Origin of the sequence: Streptomyces sp. NPDC096013, from assembly GCF_044763565.1 — a bacterium.
Lineage (GTDB): Bacteria > Actinomycetota > Actinomycetes > Streptomycetales > Streptomycetaceae > Streptomyces.
In genome coordinates, this window is record NZ_JBIWGK010000019.1 from 148,762 (window position 1) to 157,006 (window position 8,245).

At 70.6% G+C, this 8,245-nt stretch carries 8 protein-coding genes; 3 read left to right on the plus strand and 5 right to left on the minus strand.

All coding sequences use genetic code 11. The features are described 5' to 3' along the window. Positions 1-10: 10 nt before the first annotated feature. The 3 genes from ACIRB1_RS40530 to ACIRB1_RS40540 all read right to left on the minus strand — a co-directional run bounded on the left by ACIRB1_RS40530 (position 11) and on the right by ACIRB1_RS40540 (position 3,693). Positions 11-349 (minus strand): P-II family nitrogen regulator, encoded by a 339-nt coding sequence (locus ACIRB1_RS40530; RefSeq protein WP_003997576.1) that lies wholly within the window; start codon positions 347-349, stop codon positions 11-13. After that, the gene (locus ACIRB1_RS40535; protein WP_403469025.1) at positions 346-1,680 is read right to left on the minus strand and encodes an ammonium transporter; all 1,335 of its coding nucleotides are present in this window, start codon (positions 1,678-1,680) and stop codon (positions 346-348) included. Before ACIRB1_RS40535 ends, ACIRB1_RS40530 begins: the two co-directional genes overlap by 4 nt. Positions 1,681-2,208: 528 nt before the next feature. After that, positions 2,209-3,693: a hypothetical protein gene (locus ACIRB1_RS40540; RefSeq protein ID WP_352182271.1), complete on the minus strand. Its 1,485-nt coding sequence runs from the start codon at positions 3,691-3,693 to the stop codon at positions 2,209-2,211. A gap of 446 nt (positions 3,694-4,139) precedes the next feature. On the opposite strand from ACIRB1_RS40540, the gene ACIRB1_RS40545 reads away from it, so the two are divergent. Further along, positions 4,140-4,805 carry a bifunctional DNA primase/polymerase gene (locus ACIRB1_RS40545; protein ID WP_403469026.1) on the plus strand — a complete coding sequence of 222 codons (666 nt, stop codon included), beginning with the start codon at positions 4,140-4,142 and terminating at the stop codon, positions 4,803-4,805. Between the two features lie 162 nt (positions 4,806-4,967). Here the strand turns inward: ACIRB1_RS40545 and ftsY are convergent, their stop codons facing one another. Continuing rightward, positions 4,968-6,170 carry a signal recognition particle-docking protein FtsY gene (gene ftsY, locus ACIRB1_RS40550; RefSeq protein ID WP_403469027.1) on the minus strand — a complete coding sequence of 401 codons (1,203 nt, stop codon included), beginning with the start codon at positions 6,168-6,170 and terminating at the stop codon, positions 4,968-4,970. A gap of 177 nt (positions 6,171-6,347) precedes the next feature. Between ftsY and ACIRB1_RS40555 the strand changes: the two genes are divergently transcribed. Both ACIRB1_RS40555 and ACIRB1_RS40560 read left to right on the plus strand, forming a co-directional pair. Then, the gene (locus tag ACIRB1_RS40555; RefSeq protein ID WP_403469028.1) at positions 6,348-7,319 is read left to right on the plus strand and encodes an LLM class flavin-dependent oxidoreductase; all 972 of its coding nucleotides are present in this window, start codon (positions 6,348-6,350) and stop codon (positions 7,317-7,319) included. 70 nt (positions 7,320-7,389) lie between these two features. Beyond that, positions 7,390-7,749: a hypothetical protein gene (locus ACIRB1_RS40560; protein ID WP_403469029.1), complete on the plus strand. Its 360-nt coding sequence runs from the start codon at positions 7,390-7,392 to the stop codon at positions 7,747-7,749. A gap of 94 nt (positions 7,750-7,843) precedes the next feature. Here ACIRB1_RS40560 and ACIRB1_RS40565 read toward each other — a convergent pair. Then, a partial coding sequence (locus tag ACIRB1_RS40565; protein WP_403469030.1) for an MFS transporter occupies positions 7,844-8,245 on the minus strand: 402 nt, incomplete at its 5' end.

Below are 8,245 nucleotides of genomic sequence, written 5' to 3' on the forward strand. Positions count from 1 at the left end.
CTGTTTCTTTTTAGAGCGCGTCCGGTCCGCGCTCGCCGGTCCTGACCCGGACGGCCGTCTCGACCGGGAGGGACCAGACCTTGCCGTCACCGATCTTGCCCGTACGGGCGGCCTTCACGATGACGTCGATCAGCTGCTCGGCGTCGTCGTCCTCGGCCAGCACCTCGATGCGGATCTTGGGGACCAGGTCGACCGTGTACTCGGCGCCCCGGTAGACCTCGGTGTGTCCCCGCTGACGACCGTAGCCGCTCGCCTCGGTGACCGTCAGACCGTGGACCCCGAAGGCCTGGAGGGCTTCCTTGATCTCGTCGAGCCGGTGGGGCTTCACGACGGCGGTGATGAGCTTCATGCGTCCACCTTCTTCGTCTCCGTGGCCGTGGCGAGGGAGCTGCTGCCGAGGCCGCCGCCGGCTCCGCTGAAGTCGTACGCGGTCTCGGCGTGCTCCGCCTGGTCGATGCCCGCGACCTCTTCGTCCTCGGTGACCCGCATGCCGATGGTCTTGTCGATGAGGAAAGCGAGGACCGCGGAGGCGACCAGGGAGTAGCCCAGGACCGCGCCGACACCGGCGAACTGCTTCCACAGCTGGGTGAAGGAGTGGTCGCCGTAGAAGACGCCGGTCGCGGTGGACTGGCCCTTGCCGGTGGCGAAGAAGCCGATGAGCAGGGAGCCGAGGATACCGCCGACCATGTGGACGCCGACGACGTCGAGGGAGTCGTCGATGTTGAACTTGTACTTCAGGCCGACGGCCGCGGCGCAGCCGACACCGGCGATGGCACCGACGGCGATCGCGCCCAGCGGGGAGACCGCGCCACCGGACGGGGTGATCGCGACCAGACCGGCGACGGCACCCGAGGCCGCGCCCAGCGTGGTGAACGCGCCGTGCCGGATCTTCTCGTAGGCGAGCCAGGCGAGCATGGCGGCGGCGGTGGCGACCTGGGTGTTGACGAACATCAGCGCGCCGACGCCGTCGTCGTTGCCGAGCCAGGAACCGGCGTTGAAGCCGAACCAGCCGAACCACAGGAGACCGGCACCGAGCATGACCAGCGGAAGGCTGTGCGGGCGCATGGGGTCACGCTTGAAGCCGACGCGCCTGCCGATGACCAGGATGACGCCGAGGGCGCCGGCACCGGCGTTGATGTGGACCGCCGTACCACCGGCGAAGTCGATCACGCCGAGCTTGAAGGCCCAGCCGTCGGCGCCCCACACCCAGTGGGCGACCGGGACGTAGACGATCGTCAGCCACAGGGCGACGAAGAGCGCCCAGGCCGAGAACTTCACGCGGTCGGCGATGGCACCGCTTATCAGGGCCGGGGTGATGACGGCGAACATCATCTGGAAGACCATGAACACGAAGATCGGGATGGTGTAGCCGTCCCAGAGCTCCGTCAGTCCGACGTTGCTCATCCCCAGCCAGTCGGAGTTGTAGCCGATGAAGCCGTTACTCGAACCGAAGGCGAGGGAGAAGCCGTAGAGCACCCACAGGATGGTGACGATCCCGATGCTGATGAAGCTCATCATCAGCATGTTCAGGGTGCTCTTGACGCGGACCATGCCTCCGTAGAAGAAGGCGAGTCCCGGTGTCATGAGCAGCACCAGGGCAGAACAGATCAGCATGAAGCCTGTGTTCGCGGAGGACAGTTTGGGTGCCTCAGCGGCAAGCGTGATGGCGGCTGATGCCATCGGCGTCTCCTCGTCGGTTGTACGGCCCCGTGCGGGCGAAGCCTGGATGCGGTCCGGTCAAGGCGGGGGGGTCCGGTTATGCGCCATGAGATTGGCGCAGCGCGGTTTCGGTCGAAGCCCCTCGATGTTTCACCGGGGTGACGAAGGCGCCGTACGTGTTACGCGTCGATGAACCGCCGGATCTCCGGCCGCGCGATCGTTATCGTGGCGCAACCTTTTCCCGTGGCGGGAAACCGGCCGCGGTCCGCCTCCCGGCTGCTCGGCGCAGGGGCGCCGGGGCATGGGGCCGGGCCCCTTCGGCGCGCTGCCGGGGCGGGGCCGGGAGCCGCCCGGCGCGTACGGCGATTCCGGCCGGGCGACCGCCGCCTCAGACCATGGCGCGGCGGGTCTTTCGAATACGAGTGGGGACGCGCCGAGGCCGTTCGGCGGCGGAACAGGACCGGCCGCGGTCGGCCTTCCGATGACCTGGCATGGGGGAGCCGAGTCGGGCGGTTCGGGAGGGCCGGCCGCGGCCGGGGTTCGGGGGTGTCAGACCGCTTCGGCGGTCTCCGGCAGCTCGATGGCGAGCCGTTCGGTGAGGTCGACGACCTCGGCCAGCTCGCCGAAGTCACGGACCGCGGTGTCGACGGTCTTGCGGATACGCGTGTTGACGCGCTCGGAGCGCACCTTCTTGGCGACGGTCATCGCCTCCGTCGCCAGCACCGCGCTCTGCTCGGGTTCACGCTGCAACAGGTGCACGGTGGCCATGCCGATGAGGTTGAGCGCGTACGACCGCTGGTGCTCGTCGTCCTTGGCGAAGAGGTCCACCGCCCGCTGCATGACGGGCTCGGCCAGCGAGGCGTAGGCGGGGCTGCGGCCGGCGACGTAGGCGAGGTCGCGATAGGAGTGCGAGTTCTCCCCGTACAGCTCGGCCTCGGAGAAGAAACGGATCCAGTCCGGGTCCGGGTCGTCCCAGTCGTGTACGTCCGCGAAGGTGTCCTCGGCCATCCGGACGGCCCGCTTGCACTTGCCCGGCTGGCCCATGTTGGCGTAGGCGCGGGCCTCCATCGCATACAGCATCGCCTGGGTCCGGGGGCTCGCGCAGTCCCGGCTGCCGTACTGCGCGAGGTGGATCAGCTCCAGCGCGTCGTCGGGCCGCCCGAGGTGGATCATCTGCCGGCTCATGCTGGACAGGACGTACGACCCGAGCGGCTTGTCCCCCGCCTCCTTGGCGGCGTGCAGCGCGAGCACGAAGTACTTCTGCGCGGTGGGCTGGAGCCCGACGTCGTACGACATCCACCCGGCCAGCTCGGCGAGTTCGGCGGCGACCTTGAACAACGTCCGCGTGGTGGCCTCGGGTTGGGGCTCCTGCAACAGGTCGGTCACCTCATGCAGCTGTCCTACGACCGCCTTGCGGCGCAGGCCGCCGCCGCACTGGGCGTCCCACTTGCGGAACATCGCGGTGGTGGACTCCAGCAGCTCCAACTCGGGCCGGGAGAGCCGCCCTTGGTGCCGGAAGGCGCTCGCGGGCTCGGGTTCCGGCTGCTGGGTCGAGGAGCCGGGGACGAGCCAGCGCTGCATGGGCTCGATGAGGGACGGCCCGGCCGACAGGGCGAGCGAGGCGCCGAGGAAGCCGCGCCGGGCCAGCATGAGGTCGCTGCGGGAGAACTCGCCGAGCAGGGCCACCGTCTGCGGGGCCGTCCACGGCAGGTCGACACCGGACACGGAGGGTGCCTGGCGGGCCGCGCGCAGGCCGAGGTCCTCGACCGAGACGACACAGCCGAAGCGCTCGGAGAACAGCTCGGAGAGGATTCTCGGGATCGGCTCGCGGGGGTTCTCGCCGTCCAGCCAGCGGCGCACCCGCGAGGTGTCCGTGGAGATGTGGTTGGCCCCCAACTGCCGTGCCCGGCGGTTCACTTGCCGCGCGAGCTCGCCCTTGGACCAGCCGCTGCGCACGAACCACGAGCCGAGCAGCTCATTGGGGCGCTTCTCCGTACTGGTCGCGGTTGTCCCGCTTCCGCCGTTGCCGCCCACTGGAACGCCCCCATCCCTGGAACCACTTGTCGCCGCTGTGCGCCAAGCCCTATCAGAATGCCGGTAAATACCGCTTCCCGTCCCGCACTTGTCACCCTTCGAACGAGATGACGAGTTGCCTCCGGCATACCCACGAGCGCATGTGCCCCGAGGGCTTGTGTACTCAAAGTAATCCTACGATCACGCGTCCAGCCACGGCGATCGCGGAAACGCCACCATTCGCCACCCCTTCGAATGAACCTACGGTTGCCCGCGCACGATTCACTTGACATAGGACGACCAGAAGTGGGCGGAGCGGTGCGCGCAGGGGCGCGTGGCGTCGAGTGCACCACCCGGGGTGCTCCTGGGCGCCGCCTGGACCACGCGGTGCGGGGCAGGCGTGAACACAGAGTGACGTTACGCATCCGTCTCGTAACCACCGGTGCGTTGGACCCGTTGGAGGGGGCATGGGCTTCACGATCGGCAGCAGCCGGGCCATCCGCGACATCCGCTCCGGCACGCGCCGCCGCGGCCGCACGTCGGAGTGCACGGCCGTGGCCGAGTTCACCGGCCTCTGGGGCTGGGACGTGGTCGCGGGAGCGCGGGCCGCCGGCGGAGCGTGCTCTTGCGGCGACACGACCTGCCGTGCTCCGGGCGCGCATCCGCTGACCTTCGCGCCGGAGGTACGTGCCGGTGCCACCCTCGACGAAGTGACCGACGCCTGGGCCGAGTTGCCCGGCGCCGCGGTGATGCTGCCGGTGGGCCGCGCGTTCGACGTGATCGAGGTCGCCGAGCCCGCGGGACGCCGCGCGCTGGCCCGCCTGGAGCGCATGGGCCTCCCGCTCGGCCCGGTCACGGCGACCCCCGACCATCGCGCCCAGTTCTTCGTCGCCCCGGGCGCGGCCGCCGAACTCCCCACCCTCCTCTACCGCATGGGCTGGGACGACCCCACCTCGCTCGACCTCAGGGGCCTCGGCCCCGGTACCCACATCACCGCCCCGCCCTCGGACCGGTCCGGCCTGGGCCAGGTCACCTGGCTCCGCTCCCCCGCCCTCGACTCGGCGACGAGCCCACCGGCGGCCCGCCTGCTCCTGGGCACCCTGGCGTACGTGGCACACAGGTCGCGCGCATAGCCGTAGGGCGACGAAGTGCCCGTCCCCAACGGCGAGTTGAGGACGGGCACTGGTGTCGGCAGGGGCCGACCGCAACGCGCCCCGCAGGGGCGCGGGGAACTGCGCGCGCAGCCCCCACCGACCGGCAGCCGAGAACCGGCCCGGCCAGCGGAGCGCGGAGCGTCATTCGCCGATAAGGGCGTCGACAAACGCCTCCGGCTCGAACGGCGCCAGGTCATCCGCCCCTTCACCGAGCCCGATCAGCTTCACCGGCACCCCCAGCTCCCGCTGGACGGCGATCACGATGCCCCCCTTGGCCGTGCCGTCGAGCTTCGTCAGCACGATCCCGGTGATGTCGACGACCTCGGCGAAGACGCGGGCCTGGACCAACCCGTTCTGCCCGGTCGTCGCGTCGAGCACCAGCAGCACCTCGTCGAGCGGCGCGTGCTTCTCCACGACCCGCTTGACCTTCCCCAGCTCGTCCATGAGCCCGGTCTTCGTGTGCAACCGCCCCGCCGTGTCGATGAGGACGACGTCGACCCCCATCTCCTTGCCCTCCTTCACCGCGTCGAACGCGACGGAGGCGGGGTCACCGGCCTCGGGCCCGCGCACGGTGTGGGCGCCGACCCGCTCGCCCCAGGTCTGGAGCTGATCGGCCGCGGCGGCCCGGAAGGTGTCGGCCGCGCCGAGCACGACGGTCCGCCCGTCGGCCACCAGGACGCGGGCGAGCTTGCCGGTGGTGGTGGTCTTGCCGGTGCCGTTGACCCCGACGACCATCACGATGCCGGGCTTGCGGTCCTCGGGCTCGGTCTTCACGGTCCGGTCGATGTCGGTGCCGACCAGCTTGAGCAGCTCCTCGCGGAGCAGTGTGCGCAGTTCCTGCGGGGTGCGGGTGCCGAGCACCTTCACGCGGGCGCGCAGCCCGTCGACCAGTTCCTGGGTGGGGGCGACGCCGACGTCGGCGGTGAGGAGGGTGTCCTCGATCTCCTCCCAGGTGTCCTCGTCGAGGTGCTCGCGGGACAGGAGCGTGAGCAGCCCCTTGCCGAGCGCGTTCTGCGAGCGGGACAGCCGCGAGCGGAGCCGGACGAGCCGTCCGGCGGTCGGCTCCGGGACGTCCAGTACGGGGACATCCAGTACGGGGGGTTCCTCGACGGCGACCGGGGCCGAACCGTCCGGGAGATCCACCTCCTCTATGGTCCGGCGCGCTTCGTCGCGCGGGGTCTCGGCCTCGTCGCCGACGTGCGGCTCGGCCGGCGGGGCGGTGATGTCGGGCACGGAGGTGGGCGGCGGGGGCAGCGGCTTCTTGCGCCGGCTGCCGACGACGAGCCCGCCGAGCGCACCGAGCACGACCACGGCGATGACTACAGCAAGGATGACGGTTTCCATAACCCACCCAGTATCAGCCATGGGCCTGGCCGGGGCCCAGCGCGGGCGCGTCCGGACCTGGCACGCGCCGAGAAGCCCGGGACCCGGAAGCCGTAGTCATGGCCATGGCCATCTGACGCACCGTCAGCTACCGTCCCCCGCACACACGACCCCGCCGCACTCGAAGGGGGACCTCCCATGCCCGTCTCGGTCGTACGCTTCAACCTCGTCGAACCCGGTGCCACCCCCGCCTCGCTGAGCGCCCGCTACCGGGCCGCCCTGGAGATGGCCGCGTACGCCGACGAGCACGGGATCACCACCGTGCAGACGGAGGAGCACCACGGCGTCGCCAACAACTGGCTGCCCTCGCCCTTCGCCTTCGCGGGCGCGGTGTTCGGCGCGACCCGGCAGATCGCGGTGACCGTGTCGGCGGTCATCGGCCCGCTGCACGACCCGCTGCGGCTGGCCGAGGACATCGCCGTACTCGATCTGCTCAGCGGCGGCCGGCTGGTGACCGTGGCCGGGATCGGCTACCGGCCCGAGGAGTACGCCCAGTTCGACGTGGACTGGAAGCGCCGGGGCAGGCTCCAGGACGAGCTGCTGGAGACGCTGGTGAAGGCGTGGTCCGGCGAGGAGTTCGAGTACCGCGGCCGTACCGTACGGGTCACCCCGCGCCCCTTCTCCGACCCGCACCCCCTGCTGCTGGTCGGCGGTTCCTCGAAAGCCGCCGCCCGCCGGGCCGCCCGCCTGGGCCTGCCGTTCTTCCCCAGCGCGCACCTGCCCGAGCTGGAGGCGTACTACAAGGACCGGCTCGTCGAGTACGGCACCGAGGGCTGGACGATGATGCCGGGGGCGGAGACGCCGTTGCTGCACATCGCCGAGGACCCGGACCGGGCCTGGGCGGAGTACGGCGCGCACTTCCTGCACGAGGCACGGACGTACGCCTCCTGGCAGTCCGGGGAGATCCGCTCGGCGGTGAAGTCGGGGGCGACCACGGTGGCGGAGCTGCGCGCGGAGGGCGTGTACCGCGTCCTCACGCCGGACGAGTGCGTGGCGCTGGGGCTCGACAACCTCGTGCTGCATCCGCTGGCGGGCGGGATGCCGGTGGACGAGGGGTGGCGCAGCCTGCGGCTGTTCGCGGAGGGGGTGCTGCCGCGGCTCGGGGAGTGAGGACGACCCGGAGAGTGACCTTTACCCGGAACCGGTGGACCGGCCGGGCCGCCGGTGGTCCACTGCGGTCATGACCTTGGCTGTGGATGTGTTCCTGCGTGACGCGGACGGCCAGTGGAACGTGCTCGACGTTCCGGAGGGGTGCAACGACTCGGCCGGGTTCGAGAACTGGCGCGAGACCGTGTGGGGTTCGGCGCCCGTACGTGCGCTGGGCGCCACGTACCTCCCCGCGCTGGCCTCCGGCGACCTGTACGTCGAGGCGTCGGACGTACCGGAGTTCCTGCGCGAGGCCGCGCTGCTCCGGGAGCATCTGGAAGCCGTCGCCACGGCGGTCGGGAAGCAGTCCGATGTCATCGGGAGCCGGCTGGACAACATCGAGGCCGCCGCTCTCCGGGCCCGGGAGATCGGCGGCGGCGTCCTCATCTGGTGAGGGAGGGGTTTCGGGGAGACGGGCGGCGGGGGATGGAGCCCGTCTCCCCGAGCTCATGGGCCCCGGTGCACGGGACCCGGTACCTGGGGCTTCGTCAGCCCATGTCCTCGAGTTTCTTGCCCTTGGTCTCCTTGACGAACTTGAGGACGAAGGGGATGGAGAGCGCGGCGAAGACGGTGTAGATCACGTAGGTCGCGGAGAGGTTCCAGTCGGCCAGTGAGGGGAAGCTCGCGGTGATGGCCCAGTTGGCGATCCACTGCGCGGAGGCGGCGACCCCCAGGGCGGCGGCACGGATCCGGTTGGGGAACATCTCGCCGAGGAACACCCACACCACGACACCCCAGGACAGGGCGAAGAACAGGACGAACACATGGGCGGCGACCAGCGCGGTCCAGCCCTGCGCGGAGGGCAGCTTCCCGTCGACCAGGTGATACGAGAAGGCCCAGGCCTCCAGCGCGAGACCCACGACCATGCCGACCGAGCCGATCAGGGCCAG